This is a genomic window from Nonomuraea sp. NPDC003709, assembly GCF_040610775.1.
Taxonomy (GTDB): domain Bacteria; phylum Actinomycetota; class Actinomycetes; order Streptosporangiales; family Streptosporangiaceae; genus Nonomuraea; species Nonomuraea angiospora_A.
Window position 1 is genome coordinate 14,823 of sequence record NZ_JBEXMW010000038.1, and the last position, 22,947, is coordinate 37,769.

Annotated in this window: 17 protein-coding genes; 11 read left to right on the forward strand and 6 right to left on the reverse strand. The window is 70.4% G+C overall.

Annotated features, from left to right (window positions below):
* Positions 1 to 29 precede the first annotated feature (29 nt).
* Genes ABZX61_RS59190 through ABZX61_RS59220 form a run of 7 tightly spaced genes read left to right on the forward strand, consistent with a single transcriptional unit; the run spans position 30 to position 12,391 of the window.
* Complete coding sequence (locus ABZX61_RS59190) at positions 30 to 1,823, forward strand: glycosyl hydrolase family 28 protein (RefSeq protein ID WP_355210317.1); 1,794 nt, start codon at positions 30 to 32, stop codon at positions 1,821 to 1,823.
* Positions 1,820 to 3,001 carry a CBM35 domain-containing protein gene (locus ABZX61_RS59195; protein ID WP_355210320.1) on the forward strand — a complete coding sequence of 394 codons (1,182 nt, stop codon included), beginning with the start codon at positions 1,820 to 1,822 and terminating at the stop codon, positions 2,999 to 3,001. The genes ABZX61_RS59190 and ABZX61_RS59195 overlap by 4 nt, the downstream gene beginning before the upstream one ends.
* Positions 2,998 to 4,818 (forward strand): glycosyl hydrolase family 28 protein, encoded by a 1,821-nt coding sequence (locus ABZX61_RS59200; RefSeq protein ID WP_355210323.1) that lies wholly within the window; start codon positions 2,998 to 3,000, stop codon positions 4,816 to 4,818. The genes ABZX61_RS59195 and ABZX61_RS59200 overlap by 4 nt, the downstream gene beginning before the upstream one ends.
* Positions 4,815 to 6,764 carry a glycosyl hydrolase family 28 protein gene (locus tag ABZX61_RS59205; RefSeq protein WP_355210325.1) on the forward strand — a complete coding sequence of 650 codons (1,950 nt, stop codon included), beginning with the start codon at positions 4,815 to 4,817 and terminating at the stop codon, positions 6,762 to 6,764. The genes ABZX61_RS59200 and ABZX61_RS59205 overlap by 4 nt, the downstream gene beginning before the upstream one ends.
* Before the next feature lie 9 nt (positions 6,765 to 6,773).
* Complete coding sequence (locus tag ABZX61_RS59210; RefSeq protein ID WP_355210327.1) at positions 6,774 to 8,906, forward strand: discoidin domain-containing protein; 2,133 nt, start codon at positions 6,774 to 6,776, stop codon at positions 8,904 to 8,906.
* On the forward strand, positions 8,903 to 10,618 hold the full coding sequence (locus ABZX61_RS59215; RefSeq protein ID WP_355210330.1) for a CBM35 domain-containing protein: 1,716 nt from the start codon (positions 8,903 to 8,905) through the stop codon (positions 10,616 to 10,618). The genes ABZX61_RS59210 and ABZX61_RS59215 overlap by 4 nt, the downstream gene beginning before the upstream one ends.
* Positions 10,619 to 10,645: 27 nt before the next feature.
* On the forward strand, positions 10,646 to 12,391 hold the full coding sequence (locus ABZX61_RS59220) for a CBM35 domain-containing protein (protein WP_355210333.1): 1,746 nt from the start codon (positions 10,646 to 10,648) through the stop codon (positions 12,389 to 12,391).
* Positions 12,392 to 12,648: 257 nt separating this feature from the next.
* On the opposite strand, the gene ABZX61_RS59225 is transcribed toward ABZX61_RS59220, so the two are convergent.
* Positions 12,649 to 14,262: an AMP-binding protein gene (locus ABZX61_RS59225; protein WP_355210336.1), complete on the reverse strand. Its 1,614-nt coding sequence runs from the start codon at positions 14,260 to 14,262 to the stop codon at positions 12,649 to 12,651.
* 85 nt (positions 14,263 to 14,347) lie between these two features.
* Here ABZX61_RS59225 and ABZX61_RS59230 point away from each other — a divergent pair, with 85 nt between their 5' ends.
* Positions 14,348 to 15,208 (forward strand): LuxR C-terminal-related transcriptional regulator, encoded by an 861-nt coding sequence (locus ABZX61_RS59230; protein ID WP_350742519.1) that lies wholly within the window; start codon positions 14,348 to 14,350, stop codon positions 15,206 to 15,208.
* A gap of 7 nt (positions 15,209 to 15,215) precedes the next feature.
* On the opposite strand, the gene ABZX61_RS59235 is transcribed toward ABZX61_RS59230, so the two are convergent.
* Both ABZX61_RS59235 and ABZX61_RS59240 read right to left on the reverse strand, forming a co-directional pair.
* Complete coding sequence (locus ABZX61_RS59235; RefSeq protein ID WP_355210338.1) at positions 15,216 to 16,478, reverse strand: ABC transporter substrate-binding protein; 1,263 nt, start codon at positions 16,476 to 16,478, stop codon at positions 15,216 to 15,218.
* Positions 16,479 to 16,520: 42 nt separating this feature from the next.
* A complete protein-coding gene (locus tag ABZX61_RS59240; RefSeq protein WP_355210340.1) occupies positions 16,521 to 17,381 on the reverse strand; it encodes an AraC family transcriptional regulator in 861 nt (286 codons plus the stop codon).
* 95 nt (positions 17,382 to 17,476) lie between these two features.
* On the opposite strand from ABZX61_RS59240, the gene ABZX61_RS59245 reads away from it, so the two are divergent.
* Genes ABZX61_RS59245 through ABZX61_RS59255 form a run of 3 tightly spaced genes read left to right on the forward strand, consistent with a single transcriptional unit; the run spans position 17,477 to position 19,308 of the window.
* Positions 17,477 to 18,253, forward strand: coding sequence for a phytanoyl-CoA dioxygenase family protein (locus ABZX61_RS59245; RefSeq protein ID WP_355210342.1), 777 nt, complete (start codon positions 17,477 to 17,479; stop codon positions 18,251 to 18,253).
* A gap of 57 nt (positions 18,254 to 18,310) precedes the next feature.
* Positions 18,311 to 19,138: a hypothetical protein gene (locus ABZX61_RS59250; protein ID WP_355210345.1), complete on the forward strand. Its 828-nt coding sequence runs from the start codon at positions 18,311 to 18,313 to the stop codon at positions 19,136 to 19,138.
* A complete protein-coding gene (locus tag ABZX61_RS59255) occupies positions 19,096 to 19,308 on the forward strand; it encodes a hypothetical protein (RefSeq protein WP_355210348.1) in 213 nt (70 codons plus the stop codon). Before ABZX61_RS59250 ends, ABZX61_RS59255 begins: the two co-directional genes overlap by 43 nt.
* A gap of 8 nt (positions 19,309 to 19,316) precedes the next feature.
* Here ABZX61_RS59255 and ABZX61_RS59260 read toward each other — a convergent pair whose 3' ends face one another.
* The 3 genes from ABZX61_RS59260 to ABZX61_RS59270 form a co-directional block, all read right to left on the reverse strand.
* Positions 19,317 to 19,925, reverse strand: coding sequence for a Chromate resistance protein ChrB (locus ABZX61_RS59260; RefSeq protein ID WP_355210351.1), 609 nt, complete (start codon positions 19,923 to 19,925; stop codon positions 19,317 to 19,319).
* A 99-nt stretch (positions 19,926 to 20,024) separates the two neighbouring features.
* Positions 20,025 to 21,635 carry an amidohydrolase gene (locus ABZX61_RS59265; protein WP_355210354.1) on the reverse strand — a complete coding sequence of 537 codons (1,611 nt, stop codon included), beginning with the start codon at positions 21,633 to 21,635 and terminating at the stop codon, positions 20,025 to 20,027.
* A gap of 9 nt (positions 21,636 to 21,644) precedes the next feature.
* The gene (locus ABZX61_RS59270) at positions 21,645 to 22,922 is read right to left on the reverse strand and encodes an MFS transporter (protein ID WP_355210357.1); all 1,278 of its coding nucleotides are present in this window, start codon (positions 22,920 to 22,922) and stop codon (positions 21,645 to 21,647) included.
* Positions 22,923 to 22,947 lie beyond the last annotated feature (25 nt).

A 22,947-nucleotide genomic window follows, 5' to 3' on the forward strand; every position in this document is an offset into this window, starting at 1 on the left:
GTCGCCGGATCCACCCCCCGGAGCCTCCGATGCATCCCTCCAGAAGGGCCGTGCTCAAAGGAGCGCTGCTCGTCCCCGTGCAGGCGGGCGCCGTGCTGCCGCCGGCGCCCGCCACGGCCCAGCCGCTCGACTCCCCGTGGGACCAGGTGCCCGCGATCCTGGCCAGGATCGTGCCGCCGACTTTCCCCGACCGCACGTTCCCGATCACCGATTACGGTGCCAAGCCGGACAACTCCACCGACTGCACGGCCGCCTTCCGCTCCGCCATCGCAGCCTGCAACGCCGCGGGCGGCGGCACGGTGCTCGTGCCCGGCACCGGCAAGTTCCGCACCGGCAAGATCCACCTGCTGTCCGGCGTGCGACTGCACGTCGAGGCGGGCGGCACCATCCGGTTCAGATCGGACGCGGGCTCGTACCTGCCGACGGTGTTCACCCGCTGGCAGGGGATCGAGTGCTTCAACTACTCGCCCTTCATCTACGCCAGGAACCAGACCGACATCGCCCTGACCGGCACCGGCACGATCGACGGGAACGCGGCGGCCGGCCCCTGGTTCGGCTTCGACGACCAGCGCGGCCCGGACTGGGACCGGTTGCAGCAGCAGGCCGTGGACGGCGTGCCGGTGGAGCAGCGGCAGTTCGGCGACGGCCACTTCCTCAAGCCGAACATGATCCAGTTCTACGGCTGCCGGAACATCCTCGTCGAGGACCTGGACATCAGGAACCCCGCGATGTGGACCATCCACCCCGTCTTATCCCGAAATATCACGGTTAGGCGGGTCAAAATCTATAGCCGGGGCGCGATGGTGGACGGCGTCGACCCCGAATCCTCCTCCGACGTGCTCATCGAGGGCTGCACGTTCGACACCGGCGACGACGGCACCGTCATCAAGTCGGGCCGCGACACCGACGGCCGCCGCGTGGGCGTGCCGTCCACCGACATCGTCATCCGCGACAACACCTACTACGGCCGCTGGGGCGCGATCACGGTCGGCAGCGAGATGTCCGGCGGCGTCCGCAACGTCTTCGCCGAGAACAACCGCATCCTCGCCGGCTCCAGCTACCACTCGTTCTACGCCCTCTACCTGAAGACCAACAACCGGCGCGGCGGGACGGTGGACGGCGTGCACGTCCGCAACCTGACGGGCGGCCCGTGCGACCGGGGCGGCTTCTACATCGACATGAACTACAGCCTGACCGGCCCCGGCAACGGCCCGATCGTCAACCCGGTCATCCAGAACATCACCGTGGACGGCCTGAACATCGCCGGCTCGCCGTTCGCGATCAAGCTGTCGGGCTCCGCCGCCAGCCACATCCGGAACGTCACGATCGCCAACAGCACCTTCACCCAGATCGACACCCCCGCCCCCCAGCTCTCCAACGCCGACAACGTCGTGCTGCGCGACGTCCGCATCAACGGCGTCCTGTACGGGGGCTCGTCGCCGGGCAACCGGTACGAGGCCGAGAACGCGACGATCTCGCAGGGCGTGGTCGAGTCGAACCACGCCGGCTTCTCCGGCACCGGGTTCGTCAACTACGACAACGTGGCCGGCTCGTACGTCGAGTTCGCCGTGAACGCCGCCGCGGCGGGGACGGCGACGCTCACCCTCCGCTACGCCAACGGCACCACGGCCAACCGGGCGATGGACATCGCGGTCAACGGCACGGTCGTGGCGGCGGCCAAACCCTTCAACGGCACGGGCGCCTGGACCACCTGGCAGTCCACGACGGTCTCCGCCCAGCTGGCCGCCGGCGCCAACACCGTCAGGGCGACCGCCACCACCGCGAACGGCGGCCCCAACCTCGACTACCTGGAGGTCCAATGAGCGTGACCCGTCGCCAGCTCGGGGCCCTGGTGGGGGCCGCGTTCCTCGCCCCCGCCCTGCCCGCCAGGCCGGCCTCGGCCGGCACCTTGACCGTCGCCCCCGCCTGGAAGCTCATGTGGGCGCCCGATCCGGCCGCCGTCGGGCTGGGCGCGTTCGAGACGATCGAGGACGACCGCGCCGACTCGCATCCGGCCGGGCAGCCCCACATCTACGCCGAGGGCAACGCCTTCCGCTTCAACATGCACACCGCCGACCGCGACACGTCGACGGACCGGCAGCGCCAGGAGGTCACCGGCAACCGGAACCCGGACGGCTACCTGCGCTGGCTGATGGGGGAGACCTGGCGGGTCACGTACTCGATGTACATCCCGAGCTCGCTGAAGGCGACGACGACCTTCACCCACATCAGCCAGACGAAGATGCCGGGCACCGGCACCAGCCCGATCACCGTCACCTCGCTGCGCCGCGTGAACGGCGTGCAGACCATCGAACACAAGATCTTCGAGTCCGACACCCTGGTGGGGCGCACCGAGCTCGAGCCGCTGCACGACAAGTGGATCGACGCCGAGTACGAGATCAAGATCGGCGACGGCGGCTCGGGCTCGGTGCGGTGGGTCCTGCGCAGCGGCGGCGCCACGCTCGTGGACGCCACCAAGACCGGCGACACCTTCCTCGGCGACCGGGTCCGCCCCAAGTGGGGCATCTACCGCTCGCTCGGCGACACCTCCGGCTCGCTGCAGAACTGCTACCTGCTGCTGCGCGACATGCGCGCGTACAAGCAGGTGCAGGCCACCGCCGCCCGGCTGGAGGCGGAGAACGCGACGATCTCGCAGGGCGTCGTCGAGTCGAACCACGCGGGGTTCTCCGGCACCGGGTTCGTCAACACCGACAACGCCGCGGGCGCCTACGTGGAGTGGCGGCACACCGCCGCCGCGGCCGGTCCCGCCACGCTGACCGTCCGGTACGCCAACGGCACGGGCGCCGACCGCCCCGCGGACCTGGCCGTCAACGGCCGGGTCGTGGCCTCCGGCCTGTCCTTCCCCGGCACCGGCGCCTGGACCACGTGGGCGTCCCGGAGCGTGGTGGCCGACCTCGCCGCCGGGGCCAACACCGTCCGCCTCACCGCCGCCACGGCGGGCGGCTGCCCGAACCTCGACTACCTGGAGGTGGTCCAGTGACGATCTCCCGGCGCGACCTGATCAAAGCGGGCGGCGTCCTCCTCGTCGGCACCGGCACCACGGGCGGGCCCGCGTACGCCGAGTCCGTCGCCCCGGGTGCGGCGGGCTCGGTCCCCACAGCAACCACGGCGGCGTCGCCGTGGGACCGGGTGCCCGAGATCCTCGCCAGGATCGTCCCGCCGACCTTCCCCGACCGCACGTTCACGATCACCGACTACGGCGCCAAGCCGGACAACTCCACCGACTGCACGGCCGCGTTCCGCGACGCCATCGCCGCGTGCAACGCGGCGGGCGGCGGCCGCGTGGTGGTGCCGTCAGGAACGTTCCGCACCGGCAAGATCCACCTGCTCTCGAACGTCAACCTCCAGGTGAACGGCACCATCAGGTTCCGCACGGACCCCGGCTCCTACCTGCCGACGGTGCTCACCCGCTGGGAGGGCATCGAGTGCTACAACTACTCGCCCTTCATCTACGCCAACGGCCAGACCAACGTCGCCATCACGGGCACGGGCACGATCGACGGCAACGCGCCCGCCGGTGACTGGTCGTCGTGGGGGAGCGGCGGCGCGGACCGCGACCAGCTCCGGTCCTGGGGCGCGGACGACCACCCGGTGGCGCAGCGCCAGTTCGGCAGCGGCCACAAGCTGCGGCCCAACATGATCGGCCTCTACAACTGCACGGCGGTGCTCGTCGAAGGCGTCAACCTGCGCAACCCGGCCATGTGGACCCTGCACCCGGTCTACTGCACCAACGTCACCGTCCGGAACGTCACCTTCTACTCCACCAACTCCCAGGGTGACGGCTGCGACCCCGACTCCTGCACCGACGTGCTGATCACCGGCTGCAAGTTCGACACCAACGACGACTGCGTCCCCATCAAGTCGGGCCGCGACCGCGACGGCCGCCGGGTGAACCGCCCCTCGCAGAACATCGTGATCCAGAACTGCAAGTTCAGCGGCCGGTGGGGCGGCGTGACCATCGGCAGCGAGATGTCCGGCGGGGTCCGCGACGTGTTCGCCGAGGACTGCGAGTGCAACGCGCCCGACTTCCCCGGCCGCTACCCGGTCAAGTACGCCCTCTACGTCAAGACCAGCTTCAACCGCGGCGGCTTCGTGGACGGCGTGCACCTGCGCCGCATCACCGGCCACGACCTGGAGCGCAGCGCCCTGTACGTCACGCTCAACTACGAGACCTCGGGCTCCCTGCCGCCGGTCGTGCAGAACTTCACCGCCGACGGCCTCACGATCGACGGCGCGGCGCAGGCGTACGACCTGGACGGCCGCCCCACCGACCACATCAAGAACGTCACGATCTCCAACAGCACGTTCACCGGGATCACGACGGCCACGCCGACCGCGTCGAACGTCGACAACCTCGTGCTGTCCCGGGTGAGCGTCAACGGCAAGGACATCTCCAACACCCAGCCGCCGGCCGGGACGCGGTACGAGGCCGAGGACGCCGTGATCTTCCAGGGCGCCGCCGAGTCGAACCACGCCGGCTACTCCGGCACCGGCTTCGTCAACACCGACAACGTGGCCGGCGCCTACGTCGAGTTCGCGGTGAGCGCGGCGGCGGCCGGCAGCAGGTCCCTCACGATCAGGTACGCCAACGGCACGAGCACCAACCGGCCGTTCGCGGTCACCGTCAACGGCACCGCCGCCGGATCCGCCGTGAACGCCCCCGGCACCGGCGCCTGGACCACCTGGGTGTCCGCCTCCGTCACCGTGCCCCTCGTCCCCGGCACCAACGCCGTCCGGCTCACCGCCACCACCGCCGGCGGCCTGCCCAATCTCGACTATGTGGAGCTCCAGCCATGAAACCGCTCGCCCGAGCCCTGCTGGTATGCGCCCTCGCCCTGCTCGGAGCCGCCCCCCTCCCGGTGAGCCCGGCGCACGCGCTCGCCGAGTTCAACGTGCGCGACTACGGCGCCACCGGCAACGGCTCGACCAACGACGACGACGCCATCGACCGCGCCATCAACGCCGCGAGCGCGGCACCCGGCGGAACCGTCGTCTTTCCCTCCGGCCGCTACCGGGCCCGCACCATCCACCTGAAGTCCAACGTCACGCTCAGGCTCGACTCCGGCGCCACCCTCCTGGCCGCGAGCAGCGGCATGGACGCCGCCGAGTCCAACCCCAACGACGACTACCAGGACTACGGCCACAGCCACTTCCACAACTCGCTCATGTGGGGCAGCGGCATCACCGACTTCCACATCACCGGCACCGGCACGATCGACGGCGACGGCAACCTCATCACCGGCAACCCGTCCTCCGGCCAGGCCGACAAGGCGCTGACCCTCACCGAGTGCTCGAACGTCAGCCTCGAAGGCGTCACGTTCCGGCGCGGCGGCCACTTCGCCGCCCTGATCAACGGCTGCCACGACATCACGATCGACAACCTCAAGACGATCAACTCCAGCAGCGGCGTGCGCGACGGCATCAACCTGATCAACAGCTGGAACGTCACCGTCACCAACAGCCGCATCGAGGCCAGTGACGACGCCCTGGTGTTCAAGAGCGACTACGCGCTCGGCCACACCTACACCAGCCAGAACGTCCGCGTGCGCGACACCACCGTCTATTCACACGAGAACAACGCGCTCCAGTTCGGGTCGGAGACCTGCGGGAGCTTCCGCGACTTCCGGTTCGAGAACATCACCGTGCTGGGCGCGGGCAAGGCCGGCATCGGCATCGTGTCCATGGACGGCGCGATCATCGAGGACGTCCACTACGACAACGTGACGCTCACCAAGACCACGTCGCCGTTCTTCTTCAAGATCGGTGAGCGGAAGCGCTGCCCCGGCTCGCCCCCCGCCGGACGGATCCGGAACATCACGATCTCCAACGTGACCGGGACCAACCTGACCGCGCCCGTCGTCACCGGCACCGTGGGCGCCTCCGACTACACCAGTACGCTGACCGGCACGCCGTCCGTGGACCTCGGCCCCGGCATCACGTTCCAGAACGTCGACCTCACCGTCCCCGGCGGCCACCCCGCCTCGGAGGCCACCCGGGTGCCCGGCGAGTTCCTCACCACCTACCCGCCGCGCGACTACGGCGCGCGCCCCTCGTACGGCTACTGGATCAGGCACGCCACCGGCATCACGCTCAACGGCGAGACCCGGTTCGACGACAACGACAACCGGCCCTACGCGATCGCCGACGACGCCTCCGACGTGCAGGTGAACGGCGTCGTCGCCCAGCGCGGCAGCGGCAGTGCCTACGACGTCGGGTTCAGCGGCGTCAGCGGCTACGCCGTGCGCGACAGCGCCGACACCTCCGGCGGCGCGCTGCGCGTGCGCGCCACCAACTCCACACCCGTCCCCGGCACCCCCGACAGCCTGTACGCCGAGGCGGAGGCGGGCACGGTCACCGCCCCCATGCAGACGGCCGCCGACCAGGCCGCGTCCGGCGGCTCGTACGTGACCGTCGCCGCCGGCAACAACAGCAAGTCCAGCGCGCCCTCCACCGGCTGGACCACGATCCCGTTCACGGTCGAGCACGACGGCACGTTCGCCGTCTGGGCCCGCGTGATCGCCGCCAACGACGGCGACGACTCGTTCTGGGTGCGCTCGGGCACCGGCTCGTGGACGAACTGGAACAACATCCCGATCGGCACCTCCTGGCACTGGGCCAAGCTGCCCGTCACGTACGACCTGGCGGCCGGAGCGCGCACGATCACCTTCGCCTACCGCGAGGACGGCGCCCGCCTCGACCGGGTCGCCATCTCCAGCGACCCCGCGTTCACTCCCGGATCCTAGGAGAGCACCATGAGACGCACGGCGACGCTCGCCGTTTTAGCGCTCCTGCTCGGCCTGCTCACCGCCCTCCCGGCGCGGGCCGACCTGCAACACCCGCGCCAGGCGTTCCTGCGCAACTCGATCGCCGGCCTCTTCCTGCACTGGGGCGAGCGAACCTCGCCGCAGCACACCAGTTGCAGCGCGTGGGAGGCCGACGTCACCAACGGCGGCTGGAGCGCCTCCTACTGGGTGAACGAGGCCAAGAAGCTGCACGCCCAGTACATCGTGCTGGCCACCTTCCACAGCCGGCTCGGCTACGCCCGGCCGTACCCGTCGGCGATCCCGGGCTCCTGCCGCACCACGCGGGACTTCCTCGGCGAGCTGATCGACGCCGCCGACGCGCAGGGCCTGAAGGTCATCCACTACATGACCGACGACCCGCAGTGGCACAACGAGGGCCTGTCGTCGGGGTCGTGGCTCAACTCCTCGGCCTTCTCCAGCTACGTCGGCCACGACGTGGACCTGACCACCCGGGACGGGTTCGGCGAGTTCAGCTACCTGCAGTTCTTCGAGCAGATGCAGCGCTATCCCAAGCTCGCCGGGTTCTGGATCGACAACGACAACGCCTACTGGGAGCGCAACGACCTCTACGCCAAGATCTACCAGCAGCGCCCCGACATGACGATCTCGAACAACAACGAAGACACGCCGATCATGGACATGATCAGCAACGAGCAGAAGACCGGTATGACGCCGTCGTACGACTACCCGCAGGCGGTCTACACGGCGCTGCCGCGGCTGATCGAGGCCGACTTCAAGCTGCCCACCGGCGGCCCCTGGTGGTACGGCGGCTCCGACCAGGCCGTGGACCGCAAGCTCACGCTCGGCCGGCTCATCACGAACGCGGGGTCGTCGATCAAGGCGCTGATGGCCGAGACCGCCATGGTCAACGGCAAGTTCCCCGCCCAGCAGGTCAGCTTCAACAACTTCGCGAACACGTACCTGGAGGAGATCTGGGAGTCGCTCGGCGGCACGGAAGGCGGCGGCTACATGTTCGGCGGGCTCAAGCCGGGCTTCTGGAACAACGGCGCGCACGGCGTGACCACCGTCGCCAAGGACGACCCCAACCGGCACTACATCCACGTGATCACGCCGCCGTCCGGCAGCACGCTGTCGCTGCGCGACAACGGCTACCGGGTCGGCTCGGTGACGAACCTGCGCACGGGCGCGCCGGTCGCGTTCACGCAGTCGGGCGGCACGCTGACGCTCAGCGGGATCTCCGGCTGGGATCAGTACGACACCGTCTTCAAGGTCGTCACCAGCGGCCGTCAGGGCATCTACACCGGCGTCACGCTGTCGGCGAGCTCGTCCACCAGCGGCCACGGCGCGGCGGCGGCGGGTGACGGGAACTACCTGACCTACTGGGACAGCGACGCCGCCGAGCCCGCGCGGCTCACCTTCGACCTGGGGTCCGCCAAGCCCGTCCAGTATCTGGCGTTCAACCAGCGGGAGGACTCCACCGTCTACCCGTCGTCCGGGTCGGCGCGGATCTCCGGCTACCAGGTGCACGTCAGCAACGACGGCTCGACCTGGGGGAGCGCGGTCAAGACCGGGACCGTGCCGAACGCCCGCGGCGTCCAGTTCATCGACCTGAACGGGGTCACCGCCCGCTACGTCCGGCTCTCCAAGACCGGGCACCACGGCGTCGCCCGCTGGCGGGTGGACGAGGCGTGGGTCGGCGGCCAGTACGCGGGCGGCGGCGGCTCCACCGGCACCCGCTACGAGGCCGAGAACGCGACGATCTCGCAGGGCGTCGTCGAGTCCAACCACGCGGGCTACTCCGGCACCGGCTTCGTCAACGGTGACAACGTCACCGGCTCCTCCACCGAGTGGACGATCAACGCGCCCGCGGCCGGAACCGCCACGATCGCGCTGCGCTACGCCAACGGGACGACGACCAGCCGCCCGGCGGCCGTCACCGTGAACGGCGGCGCCGCCCAGAACCGCGACTACCCCGGCACCGGCGCCTGGACCACCTGGGCGACCGACACGTTCACCGTCCCGCTCAACGCCGGGGCCAACACGCTGCGGGTCACCGCGACGACCGACGGCGGCAACCCGAACCTCGACTGCATCGACGTCACGACGGGAGGCGCCTCATGAAAGCGGCGCTCATGAAAGCGGGGCTCACGGCGCTGGCGGTGGCCGCCACGTGCCTGACCCTGCCCGCGGCACCGGCCGCCGCCTCGGACAACGGGCTGTCGATCAGGCCCGCGATGGGCTGGAGCAGCTGGAGCTTCGTCCGCCGCTGGCCCGACGAGACCAAGATGAAGGCCCAGGCGGACGCGCTGGTCAGCAGCGGGCTGGCCGACAAGGGTTACGTCTACGTCAACCTCGACGACTTCTACCAGAAGTGCGACTCCAACGGTTTCGTCGTCGACGGCTACGGCCGCTGGGCGGTCGACACCGCCAAGTTCCCGTCCGGGATCAAGGCGCTGGCCGACTACGTGCACGCCAAGGGGCTGAAGTTCGGCTTCTACGTCACCCCGGGCATCGCGAAGAACGCCGTCACGGCCAACAAGCCGATCGAGGGCACGTCGTACCACGCGCAGGACATCGCGGACACCTCGCAGACCCACAAGAACTACAACTGCAAGAACATGTACCGGCTCAAGTACTCCCACCCGGGCGCGCAGGCGTTCATCAACTCGTGGGCCGACCAGATGGCCTCGTGGGGCGTGGACTACCTCAAGATCGACGGCGCGGACGCGTCCACGGTCGCGGATGTGGAGGCGTGGGACAAGGCGCTGCGCCAGACCGGCCGGCCGATCAACTTCGCGCTCTCCAACAACCTGCCGATCGCCCAGGCCACCACCTGGAAGCGGCTGGCCAACAGCTGGCGCACCCAGGGCGACGTCGAGTGCTACTGCGGGTCCGGCCCGAACGGCAGTGGCTACCCGCTCACCGACTGGTCCCACGTCGTCAGCCGGTTCAACTCGGCCGCCTCCTGGCAGCAGTACGCCGGTCCGGGCGGCTGGAACGACTACGACTCGCTGCAGATCGGCAACGGCGACCAGGTCGGGCTCACCGCCGACCAGCGCCGCTCGCACATGACGCACTGGGCGATGGCCGCCAGCCCGCTGCTGCTCGGCACCGACCTGACCGCGCTCACCTCCGTCGACCTGGCGATGCTGAAGAACGACCGGCTCATCGCGGTCAACCAGGACGGCGTGGCCGCCCAGCGCGTCGTCAACAGCGGCGTCAACCAGGTGTGGCGCAAGCGGGAGGCCAACGGCGACTACATCGTCGCGCTCTACAACACCGGCACGTCGGGCAACTCCACGGTGAGCGTCACCTGGGCGCAGGCCGGCTTCACCGGCCCGGCCGCCGTCACGAACCTGTGGTCGGGCGCCTCCGAGGGCACCGTCGCCTCCTCCTACAGCGCCACCCTGCGCCCCGGGGAGACCCGCCTCATCCGCGCCCGGCCGGCCGCCGCCGCGACCCGTTACGAGGCCGAGAACGCGACGATCTCCCAGGGTGCCGCCGAGTCGAACCACTCCGGCTTCTCCGGCACCGGGTTCGTCAACGCCGACAACGTGACCGGCTCGTACGTGGAGTTCACCATGAACGCCGCCGAGGCCGGCTCGCGCACCGTCACCATCCGGTACGCCAACGGCACCTCGGTGAACCGGCCGATGACCGTCGCGGTCAACGGCGCCGCCGTCCAGACCCGCGACTTCCCCGGCACGGGCGACTGGGACACCTGGGCGGACGCCACGCTCACGGTGTCGCTGAACGCCGGGGCCAACACCGTCCGCCTGACGGGCACCACCGCCAACGGCGGACCCAACGTCGACTACCTCGACGTCTCCTGAGACGTCCGCTGATCGGAAGGAACGCCTGTGCACCCCCCACGCTTACGCCGCCTCGTCATCCTGGCCGTCGCCTGCCTGGCCGTCACCGGCCTGGTCGCGTTGCCCGCCCGGGCCGCGACCGTGCGGTACGAGGCCGAGAACGCCACCAACGTCCAGGGCGTCGTCGAGTCCAACCACGCCGGGTTCTCCGGCACCGGCTTCGTCAACAGCGACAACGCCGCGGGCCCGTACACCGAGTGGACGGTGAACGCGCCCGCGGCCGGCACCGCCACGCTCGCCATCCGCTACGCCAACGGCACCACCACGACCCGCACCACCGACGTCTCGGTCAACGGCACGGTCGTCTCGGCCGGGCGGACGTTCGGCCCGACCGGGGCCTGGACCACGTGGGCCACCTCCACCCTGACCGCCACGCTCGCCGCGGGCGACAACAAGATCCGCGTCACCTCGACGGCCTCGGGCGGCAACCCCAACCTCGACTACCTCGAGGTCACCATGGCCGACGCGCCCGCGACCGAGTACCAGGCCGAGGCCGCCACGCTCTCGGAAGCCTCAGTGGCGACCAACCACACCGGATACACCGGCTCGGGGTTCGTCGACTACGTCAACGCCGTGGGCGGCTACATCGAGTGGTCCGTCAACGTGGCTGAGGCCGGCACGCACACCCTCACGCTGAGGTACGCCAACGGCACGACCGTCAACCGGCCGATGACCGTCGCGGTGAACGGCGCCGCCGTCCAGACCCGCGACTGCCCCGGCACCGGCAGCTGGGACACCTGGGCGGACGCCGCGCTGACGGTGTCGCTGAACGCCGGGGTCAACACCGTCCGCGCGACCGGCACCACCGCCAACGGCGGCCCCAACGTGGACCGGCTCTCGGTCAGCGGCTCCGGCGGGCCCGACGGGCAGGCGCCGACCGTGCCCGCGGACGTCCGCGTCACCGGCACCTCGGCCGCCAGCATCACGCTGGCCTGGACGGACTCCGCCGACAACGTGGCCGTCACCGGCTACCGCGTCTACGAGGGGACGACCGTGGTCACGACCACGCCGACGGCCGGCGCCACGATCGGCGGGCTCACCGCCGGGTCCACGCACACGTACACGGTCACCGCGATCGACGCGGCGGGCAACGAGTCCGGGCACAGCGCCGCGGCCACCGGCACGACCGGCAGCGGCGGCACCGGGCCGACGGCCGACCAGCTCCTCGCGAAGGTGACCGCGTGCAGCCAGATCTCCAACGGCAAGTACAAGACGGACTCCGACGTGAGCTCGGCGACGGTCGCGGTGTGCGAGAAGACCGGGGCGGTGTTCTGGAAGGGCGACATGGACATCGACTGCGACGGGGTGCGCACGACGCAGTGCAACGAGAACACCGACTGCTGCTTCCAGCCCGACACGGCCTGCCACACCAGCGGGGACTCGCCGCTCAACGCGGCGCAGCTCGCGTACATGGTGGTGCCGAGCACCAGCTCCATCTGGGACTACCGGACGAAGGGCATCGGCTGCGGCACCGTGGTGGCGATCGTCTACAACGGGCAGGTGGAGTACGCCGTGATGGGTGACACGGGGCCGAGCGGGATCATCGGCGAGGCGTCCTACCGGACGGCGGCCGACCTCGGCATCAACCCCGACCCGAGCAACGGCGGCACGGACACCGGCGTCACGTACATCGTCTTCACCGGCTCCGGCACCAAGGTCCAGACCATCGAGAACCACACCCAGGCGGTCAACTTGGGCCGCACGCTGGCCCAACGCTTCCTCGACCAGAACTGACGCGCGACGCCATCTTTCTTGACGTGCGGCGCCGTGCTCCTGCGGCGCCGCACACCCCCATCCTTTACGGCTGCGCACGCTGGGCCGCGCGCCGATCTTCAAGCCCATCCTTTACGGCTGCGCACGCTGGGCCGCACGCGCCGACGCCGGTGACCATCCGTCATGGCCGGTAGTGAAGGCTCACGGGTAGCTCGCCGTGACGGCGCGCATTCTGGGCCGGCTCCGTGGTTTCCTACGACCGCGGAGCCGGTCCGGCGTCAGGTGCCGAGGATGCCGGCGGCCCGCTCGCGCATCTCCACCTTGCGGATCTTGCCGGTGACCGTCATGGGGAACGCGTCCACCACGTGCACGTACCGGGGGATCTTGTAGTGGGCCAGGCGGCCCGCGCAGAACTCCCTGACCCGCTCGGCCGTCAGCGGCTCGACGCCCGGCCGCATGACGATCCAGGCCATCAGCTCCTCCCCGTACTTCTCGTCGGGCACCCCGATCACCTGCACGTCGGCGACGTCCGGGTGGCCGTAGAGGAACTCCTCGATCTCGCGCGGGTAGATGTTCTCGCCGCCGCGGATCACCATGTCCTTGATGCGGCCCACGATGCTGACGTAGCCGTCGGCGTCCATGATGGCCAGGTCGCCGGTGTGCATCCAGCGGGCGGCGTCGATGGCCTCGGCCGTGGCGTCGGGCTGGGCCCAGTAGCCGAGCATGACCGAGTAGCCGCGGGTGCACAGCTCGCCCGGCACACCGCGGGGGAGCGCCAGCCGGGTCTCCGGGTCGACGACCTTGACCTCGATGTGCGGCATGACGCGGCCGACGGTCCCGGTGCGGCGGGCCAGGCCGTCGTCGCGGCGGGTCATCGTGGACACGGGTGAGGTCTCGGTCATGCCGTAGCAGATGGCGACCTCGGTCATGTTCATCTCGCTGACGACGCGTTTCATGACCTCGACCGGGCACGGGGATCCGGCCATGATGCCCGTTCTGAGCGTCGAAAGATCGAAATTTCCGGACCCGGTCAGCAGGGCCAGTTCGGCGATGAACATCGTCGGCACCCCGTACAGGGACGTGCACCCCTCGGCCTGCACGGCGCGCAGCGTCGCCTCCGGGTCGAACCCCGGCGAGGGCAGCACCACGCACGAGCCGTGCGAGGTCGCGCCGAGGTTGCCCATGACCATCCCGAAGCAGTGGTAGAGCGGCACCGGCAGGCACACCCGGTCGGCCTCGGTGTAGCCGAGCAGCTCGCCGACGAAGTAGCCGTTGTTGAGGATGTTGTGGTGGGACAGCGTGGCGCCCTTGGGGAAGCCGGTCGTGCCCGAGGTGTACTGGATGTTGATCGGGTCGTCGAACGTCAGCCGCTCCGCCCGCTCCGCCAGCAGGGCCGGGTCGGCGCGCCTGCCGCTCTCGACCAGCTCGTCCCAGCCGGGCTCGCCGATGAACACCGCGTTCCCGAACCCGATCTCGTCGATCATCGCCCGGTAGTCGCTGCTCTTGTGCGTGACCGCGCTGACGAGCAGCCGCATGCTCGACTGCTTGACGACGTAGGCCAGCTCGTGGGCCCGGTACGCGGGATTGACGTTCACCAGGATCGCGCCGATCTTGGCGGTGGCGTACTGGACGAGCACCCATTCGGCGCAGTTGGGTGCCCAGATGCCGACCCGGTCGCCCTTGCCGATGCCGCGGGCCAGCAGGCCGAGCGCCACCTCGTTCACGGCGGCGTCGAGCTGCGCGTACGTCCAGCGGCGCCCGGCCGCCACGTCCACCAGCGCCTCGCGCTCGCCGAACCGCGCCACGGTGCGCGCGAAGTTCTCGCCGATCGTCTCGCCCAGCAGGGGGACCTCGGACCCGCCCGAGGCGTACGAGAGCAGTGCGTCAGCCATGAACGGAGAATTCCCCCGGACCCGGCCCGGCACCACCCCCTTTCGGGGGTGGCTCTCCGCCATGGGCCTCGTCCATGCTGGACCCATGGCCGCACCGTACGCGCCCATCGATCGTGAGGCGTTCCAGACCGCCGTCGGCCGGCTGCGCCGGGCGACGGGCCTGCCGGTGGTGTTCGGCGGCGTGGTGGGGTCCCGCTCGCTCGGCGTGACGCTGACGGAGTTCAGCGGCACCCTGACCGGCGCGCTGCGCGGCCTGGTCGTCGGCGCGGGCAACGGGCTCGGCGGCCGGGTGATCACCACCGCGCGCCCCGGCACCGTCGACGACTACGCCGCCGACCCGCGCATCAGCCACGAGTACGACAAACCCGTGATCGCCGAGGGGCTGCGGGCCATCGCGGCGGTGCCGGTCACGGTGGACGGCGGCGTTTCCGGCGTCCTGTACGGCGGGATCCGCGAGCCTCTGTCGATCAGCGACCGCGTGGTGGACGCCATGACCCAGGTCGCCGCGCGGGTGGGCTTCGAGCTGGCCGTCAGGCGGGAGGTGGAGCGGCGGCTGGCCGAGATGGAGACCGCGGCGATCACCCGGGCCGCCCGCGAGTCGCCGTCCGCCGGCGAGTGGGAGGCGGTCCGCCAGGCGCACGCCCAGCTCAGGGCCATCACCCAGGACGTCGCCGACGCCGGGCTCCGGGCCCGGCTCCAGGACGTGTGCGACCGGCTGGCCCGCCCGGACGGCCGGATCCCGGAGCGGCCGAGCCCGCTGTCGCCGCGCGAGCTCGACGTCCTCGCCCTGGTCGCCGTGGGCTGCGGCAACGCGGAGACCGGGGAAAGGCTCGGGATCCGGGCCGAGACGGTCAAGAGTTACCTGCGCAACGCGATGCGCAAGTTGGGGACGCACACCCGCATGGAGACGGTGATCGCCGCCCGCCACCGCGGCTTCCTGCCCTGACCGGCGCTCAGTTGCCCTGCGGGTGCGTGCTCCAGTACTCGTCGGCGGCGGCCTGGATGTCCGTCAGGACCTTCTGGTAGGTGTCCGGCTTGACGACGAAGGCGCCGAAGCCGTCCAGCGCGGCGGTGAGCACCGGGGGCGGGGTGGCCTCGAAGTAGCGGTTCACCAGGCGGTAGTCGCCGCTGCCCGCCGCCTTGCTGACCTCGGCGATGGCCTGGTCGGCGATGGCGACCTTGGGGTTGGCCGAGACGTCGCCCCTGGCCGTGGCCCACTTCTCCTGGGCGGACGAGCTCACCCACCACTTGAGGTATTTGGTGCTCGCGTCGGGGTCGGGCGCCTTGGCCAGCGAGCAGAGCGGGCCGCTCTCGAAGATCATCGAGGTCTTGGGCAGCGCGGGGTTGACGTTCGGGATGACGAAGAAGCCGTAGTCGTCGCCCGCCTTCATGTCGCGCTGCGTCATGCTCGTGTTGAACCAGGTGCCGAACGACACCATCGCGGCCTTGCCGGTCTTGAGCACATCGCCCGGGTCGGTCTTGTCGCCGGGGTTGTTGAAGTAACCGGCGTCGATCATCGACTTCCACCGCTTCATCACGTCGACCACGCCGGGGTCGGTGTACTTCGCCTGACCCGTCGAGAGGCGGTCGTAGAGGTCGGGGTCGGTGCCGGCCAGGAGCTGCTCGAACCAGACGAAGGAGAACAGCACGCTGGTGTGGTAGAAGGCCTTGACACCGTTCTTCTTCAGCGTCTCGGCGACCTTGACCAGCTCGTCCCACGTCGCCGGCGGCTTGAGCTGGTACTTGTCGAAGACGCTCTTGTTGTAGAACATGCCCCAGTACGCCGCGTTCAGCGGCACGCAGTACTGCTTGCCGCTCACCGTGTAGTACTTGGCCAGGTCGGCGGACAGGTCGCCGTTCTTGATCGCCTCCTGCCAGATGGCGGTCGTGTCGGAGACCTGCTTCTGCGCGACGATCTCGGCCAGCCGCCCGCCCGTCGTCCAGGTGAACAGGTCGGGCTTCACGTCCGTGCGGAACGACGCCTTGATGAACGCCTGGTACGTCGGCTCGTCGGTGTAGCCGACCGGCTTCATGGACAGGCCGATCTGCTGCTTGGACAGGCTGCCCATCTCGTCGAAGTATTTGCTCCAGGCGCCCTTGTCGTTGTAGAGCTTCAGCTCCGTCTTGCCGGCGGCCTGCTTGGGCGCGGATCCGCCGGAGGAGCAGGCGGTGATAGCGAGGCAGATGACGGCGGCGACACCAAGTGACCGGATCATGCCCGGCCTCCTCTTCGATCTTGGGGGGATTAAGTCATCTAATCACTTGATATCTTGGCTGTCCAGAGGGACGACGGCTCGCCGCGTAACCTCCCGGTAACATCGCGGGGCCATGCCGTACCGCTCCTGGAAGAGCCGGCCGAAATACGACTGGCCGGAGAAGCCGCAGCGCTGGGCGATCCGGCCGATGCCCTCCGTCGTCGTGGTCAGCAGCAGGGCGGCGTGCTCCAGCCGCCGTCCGACCACGAACCCGATCGGCGTGCACCCGTAGTGCCTGCGCATCGAGCGGGCCAGATGCCCCGGGCTGACGGCGGCGAGGGACTGCAGCCGGGGCAGGCCCTCGCGCAGGTTCTCCTCGCGCCGCATCGCGACGCAGGCCGAGACCAGCCAGCCGGGCCGCCGGTCCACGGCCGTCCCGTCGGCGCCCTCCAGTAGCGGGACGACCGCGGTCAGCAGTCCGACCAGGTCGAGCACGCGGGGCACGCCGGAGTAGGCGGCCAGCAGGCGGCCGAACTCCGCCGCCACCGGCCCGTCCAGGTCGGCGCGGGCCGACAGCGGGAGCTCCCGGCGGTCCCAGTCCGCCGGTCCCGCCAGCCCCGCCAGGTCGGCGAAGGCCCGCCAGCGCTCGCTCGGGAAGGCGATGTTGACGAAGCGCATGCCGTCGGCCGAGGCGAACTCGTGCCGGTCGTGCGGCCGTACCAGCACCACGTCCCCGGCGCGCAGCGGCTGCTCCACCTCGCCGACCCGCTGCACGCCCGCCCCCGCGGTCACGAAGACCAGCTCGTGGAAGTCGGCGTGGGAGTGCGGCTCCGGCCGGTCCCTGCGGCCACCCTTCACCGGCACCAGGGCCGCGTGGTACGGCAGACCGGCCGCGAACTCGATCCAGCGCAGGACGGTCGGCATGTCAGGAAATTAATACTTGTGGAGCGGTGATTACTAGTAACCCGTCCCGCGAAGACCGAAGAATCCGAGTGACGCCCCACCCTCACAAGGAGCGCATGGTGAGAGTCGATCGGACCCTTCAGGACTATGACCGCGACGGCTACACGATCTTCCGTGACGTCCTCGACCGCGACCTGGTCGCCGAGGCGAGCGAGCACGTCGCCTGGCTCCAGGCCAAGCACCCCGACCTGAACGGCGAGGACCTGGGCACCGAGCTGGTCGCCCGCGACCCCTTCTGGGTGCGGCTGGTCGGCGACGACCGGCTGCTGGACATCGCCGAGCTCTTCGTCGGCTCCGACATCGCGCTGTTCGCCTCGCACTACATCAGCAAGCCGCCCTTTTCCGGCAAGCCGGTCCTGTGGCACCAGGACGGCGCGTACTGGCCGCTGGAGCCGATGCGCGTCGTCACGCTCTGGCTGGCCGTGGACGAGGCCACGACGGAGAACGGCTGCCTGCGCGTGATCCCCGGCTCGCACCGGCAGGACCTGCACGAGCTGCGGCAGCGCGACGACATCGACAACGTGCTGGGCTCGGAGAGCGCGGTGACGGTGGACGAGTCACAGGCCGTGGACCTCGTCCTGGCGGCCGGCGACGTGGAGGTCCACCACCCCAACATCCTGCACGCCTCCAACGCCAACACCTCGCCGCACCGCCGCTGCGGCCTGACCATCCGCTACATCCCGACCTCGACCCGGATCACCAGCGAGGAGCAGCCGTTCGTCTCGGCCCTGCTGTTCCGCGGGGACCCGGGCGTGAACGTCTACCAGCCGTTCCCCGCGTACGTGGAGGGCGAGCACATGCCCTTCGCCGCACCGCGTAGACATATCAGCTGACATGTGGGCAAACTAACGGCTGTTACATTCTTTTCGCAACGGAAGGATGTGGGGCCGATGACTGCGGCTGCATGGGGCCTGGGCGCGGCGGTGCTGCCGGCCTCGATCGTGGAGATGGTCGAAGCGATGACGATCGTCATGGCGATGGGCATGACGCGGAGCTGGCGATCGACGCTCATGGGCGTGGCGGCGGCCCTCGTGGCCCTGGCCGCCTTCACCGCAGCCGCCGGCTACGCCCTGGCGACCTGGCTGCCGGAGGCGGCGCTGCAGTTCGCGATCGGCTCCCTGCTGCTGATCTTCGGTCTGCAGTGGCTCCGTAAGGCGATCCTGCGGTCGTCGGGGCGCAAGGCCATGCACGACGAGGAGCAGATCTTCGCCGAGGAGGTGGCCGCCGCCAAGGGCGCGGGCGAGGTCGGCGCCAAGGGGCTCGACTGGTTCTCGTTCATGATCAGCTTCAAGGGCGTCTTCCTCGAAGGCGTCGAGGTGGTCTTCATCGTGATCACCTTCGGCCTGAGCGCCGGCAACCTGCCGGTGGCGATCGCGGCGGCCGTCGTCGGCGTGCTCCTCGTGCTCGTCGTGGGCGTCGCCGTCAGGGGGCCGCTGTCGAAGGTGCCGGAGAACACCCTCAAGTACGGCGTCGGCCTGCTGCTGGCCGGCTTCGGGACGTACTGGTCGGTCGAGGGGCTCGGCATCTTCACCGACAGCCGCGAGAGCCTGGAATGGCCGGGCGCCGACCTGGCGATCCTGGTGCTCATCGCCGCCTGGTACGGGCTGTCGCGCCTGATGGTGCGCGCGCTCAGGCGTCCGTCCGCGGTCGTGCCGACTACTTCCGGGAGCTGGACATGGGGTTCATCCGAGGATTCGGGCAGTTCTGGTACGACCTGATCATCGGCGACGACTGGAAGATCGCGGTCGCCGTGGTCGTCACGCTGGCCCTGGGCACGGTGGCGCTGCTGGCGTTCGGGCCGCCGTCAGCGGTGCTCGCGCCGGTGCTCGGCGTCTGCCTGATGGCGGCCTTCGCCATCGCGCTGCGGATCGACGTGCGCGACAGATAGCCCGGCGCTCACCCGGCGCCGTGCTGGAAGATCGCGGTGTCCTCGGCCTCGTAGACCGAGGCGGCGAACTCCTCCAGCGTCCGCGCGCAGTCGTCGAGCGCCTTGACGACCTCCTTGCGCCGGGCCGCGCCCAGGACGTCGCGGACCGTGACCTTCTCGAACCAGCCCCTGAGCTTGGTGAGATCCTCCTCGTTCTCCTCAAGCTCGCTGTAGGTGAAGTGCTTGGCCCGCACCTCCTTGGCCACCTCTTCGTGGAAGTCGGCGCACTTGTCGAGGATCTCCTCGTACTCGTCGTCGCGGGCGGCGTTGTAGAGCGCGATCAGGTCGGACTCGCCGATGACCGACGAGGTGCTGACCAGGAACGCCTGGCCGGACATCGACTCGACGATCTCGCTGCGCAGCGCCCGCAGGGCCCGCTCGCTCTGCGGGGTGCGCGGCGCGGCGGCCGCGGAGTTCTGCAAATAGACGGCGCCGAGGTTGCGCAGCTTGCGCCAGACCGCGGCCCGTAGCCTGGTCGGCTCGGTGGGCACCCGGTAGATCAGCATGAGCCAGGTGACCGCCTTGGCCGGCCCGGCGGCCTGTGGCTCGCCGCCCTTCGGCTCCTCCGTGCCCGGCACCGCGCCTCCTTCTCCGAACGGGACCACTCGATCGTATCCGCGCCCGGCGGCGGGGCGGCCCATAAGCCGGCGCGCCCCATAAGCCGGCCCGCCGGCGGGCTACCCCGCGCGGTAGGCGATGTCCCCGTCGAGCATGGTCAGCCACGCGTCCACGCCGGACAGCGCGTCCGCGGGCAGGCTCCGGACGTCGCCGTCCAGGACCACCACGTCGGCGAGCTTGCCGGGCGTGAGCGACCCGATCCGGTCCTCCATGCGCAGGGCGTACGCCGCGTCGATCGTGTGCGCGCGCAGCGCCTCCTCCAGGGTGATCGCCTGCTCAGCCCCGATCGGGCCACCTTCCCTGGTGCGGCGGCGCACCGCGTTCGACACCGTCTCCATGGGCCGCAGCGAGGAGACGAACGAGTCGCTGGACAGCACCGGGCGCAGCCCCGCGTCCAGCTCCTCGCGGATCGGCTGCAGCCGGTGCGCGCGCCGCTCGCCGAGCCGGCGTACGAAGTCGGTGCCGCTGTCGTACAGGAAGTTGGGCTGGTTGACCGGGATCACGCCGAGCGCGGCGAACTCCCTGACCTGGGCGGGCGTCGGGTGACCGCAGTGCTCGATCCTGGGCCGGGCATCGTCGCCGGACACCGCCACCGCGGCCTTGATCGCTTCGAGGGAGTAGCCCATGGCCCGGTCGCCCTGGGTGTGGATGCCGATCTGCCAGTCCGCCGTCGCGGCCCGGCGTACGAGGTCGACGAGCTGCTCGGGCTGGTGGTAGAGGGAGCCGGTGAAGCCCTCGCCGTACGGCTCGTCGAACATCGCCGTGCCGCCCAGCAGTGTGCCGTCGCAGTAGAACTTCATCGCGCCGAACCGCAGCCGGTCGTCGCCGAACGGGCCCGCCAGGCCGATCGAGGACAGCTCGTCCAGCATGTGCGACAGCGGCATGACCGCCGTACGCACCGGCAGCGTGCCCGCCTCCCAGGCGGACCGGTAGACCAGCAGCTCACGGCGCGAGACCTGTGGGTCGCACACGGTCGTCACCCCGGCCCGCAGGTACGTCTCCCCGGCCAGCTCCAGCCACGACCGCAGCTGCTCCAGGGGCAGGTCGACGTGGAAGTTCGGGCCGTGGCAGCCGATGTCCACGGCCACCGGCAGGAGCAGCTCCATCGCCGAGTCCAGCACCATGCCGGTCAGCCGCCCGCCCTCGTCGCGCACGAACGCGCCGCCCGCCGGGTCGGCCACGTCGTCGCCGATGCCGCGCCAGGACAGCGCGGCCGAGTTGACCACCGCCTGGTGCCCGGATACGTGGTAGACGATCACCGGGTGCTCGGTGGTGGCCTCGTCGAGCTGCCGCCGGGTCGGCCGCCCGCCGGGGTACTTTGCGTCGTCCATCCCGTACGCCCTGATCCACTGGCCCGCCGGGGTCCTGGCCGCCTCGGCGGCGACGGCGGCGACCAGGTCGGCGGCGCTGCCCACGGCCGGGTAGCGCGCGTCCACCGCCACCAGCGTCTCCGCGGTGGACAGCAGGTGGTTGTGCGGGTCGATGAAGCCGGGCAGCACGCTGCGCCCGCCCGCCCGCACGACCTCGGCCCCCGGGCCCGCCTGGGCGAGGACGTCCTCCTCGCGCCCCACGGCCAGGATGCGGCCGTCGCGTACGGCCACGGCCCGCGCGTACGGGTTCGAGGGGTCCATGGTGATGGCGTTCCCGCCGGTGATGACGGTGGTGGACAATGCACTCTCCTATTCGGTGGGGATCGGAGCGGCCGGCACGTGGTCGCGGTGACGGGGCGCCACGGCCAGGCAGAGCACGCTGAGCGCGCACATGGCGACCAGCAGCGCCACGGCCGGCCACGCGGCGCCGCCGTACGCGCCGACGAGGGCGGTCGCGGCCAGCGGCGACAGGCCGCCGAAGATCGCGCCGGCGCCCTGGTAGGCGAGCGAGATCCCGGTGTAGCGGACCTGCGGCGGGAACATCTCGGACAGGATCGCCGCCATCGGCCCGTACGTGCCCGAGGTGGCCAGCCGCATCACGCCGAGCATCAGGAAGATCAGGAACGTGCTGTGCGTGCCGAGCACCGCGAACTGCGGCACCGCCAGCACCGCCGTGGCGATCAGGAACCAGATGGCGACCTTGCGCCCGCCGAACTTGTCGCCCATCCAGGCGATGCCGAGCGTGGCGACCAGCTCCACGAACGCGGCGAAGCTCAGGCCGTTCAGGATGAGCTGCTCGGTCTCGCCGACCGACGGGCCCGTGGCGTACGACAGCAGGAACGTGGTGAGGATGTAGTAGCCGCCGATGGCGACCGGCAGCGTCCCGATGCCGAACAGGACCGACCGCCACGACGTGCGGAAGACCTCCTTGATCGGCACCCCGGTCTTTTCGGTCTCCTCGAAGACGGGTGACTCCTCGACGCGGAGCCGGATGAACAGGCCCACCAGCACCAGCACGGCCGAGACGATGAACGGCGCCCGCCAGCCCCACGAGTGCAGCGCGTCGTCGCCGAACAGGGTCATCAGGCTGAACGCGCCCGTGGCCAGCAGCGCGCCCGCCGGGTTGCCGAGCTGGGCGAAACCGCCGTAGAAGGTCTTCTTGCCCTCGGGCGCGTGCTCGACCGCCATCAGCGCGGCCCCGCCCCACTCGCCGCCCACCGCCAGCCCCTGCACGAAGCGGAGCAGCACCAGGAGCACGGGGGCGAGCGTGCCGATCGACGCGTACGTGGGCAGCAGGCCCACGGCGAACGTCGCGCCGCCCATCATGAGCAGCGTGACCACCAGCGCCGACTTCCGGCCGACCCGGTCGCCGAAGTGGCCGAACACGATGCCGCCGAGCGGCCTGGCGAAGAAGCCGACCGCGTACGTGGCGAAGGACGCCATGAGCGCCACCGTGGGACTGGAGGCGTTGGGGAAGAACAGGTCGTCGAAGAGCAGCGCGGCCGCCGTGGCGTAGACGTAGAAGTCGTACCACTCGATCGTGGTCCCGACGAAGGCGGCGCCGGCCGCCCGGGTGGCGCGATTCATGGATCCTCCGGGTCTCAGGGGGTGC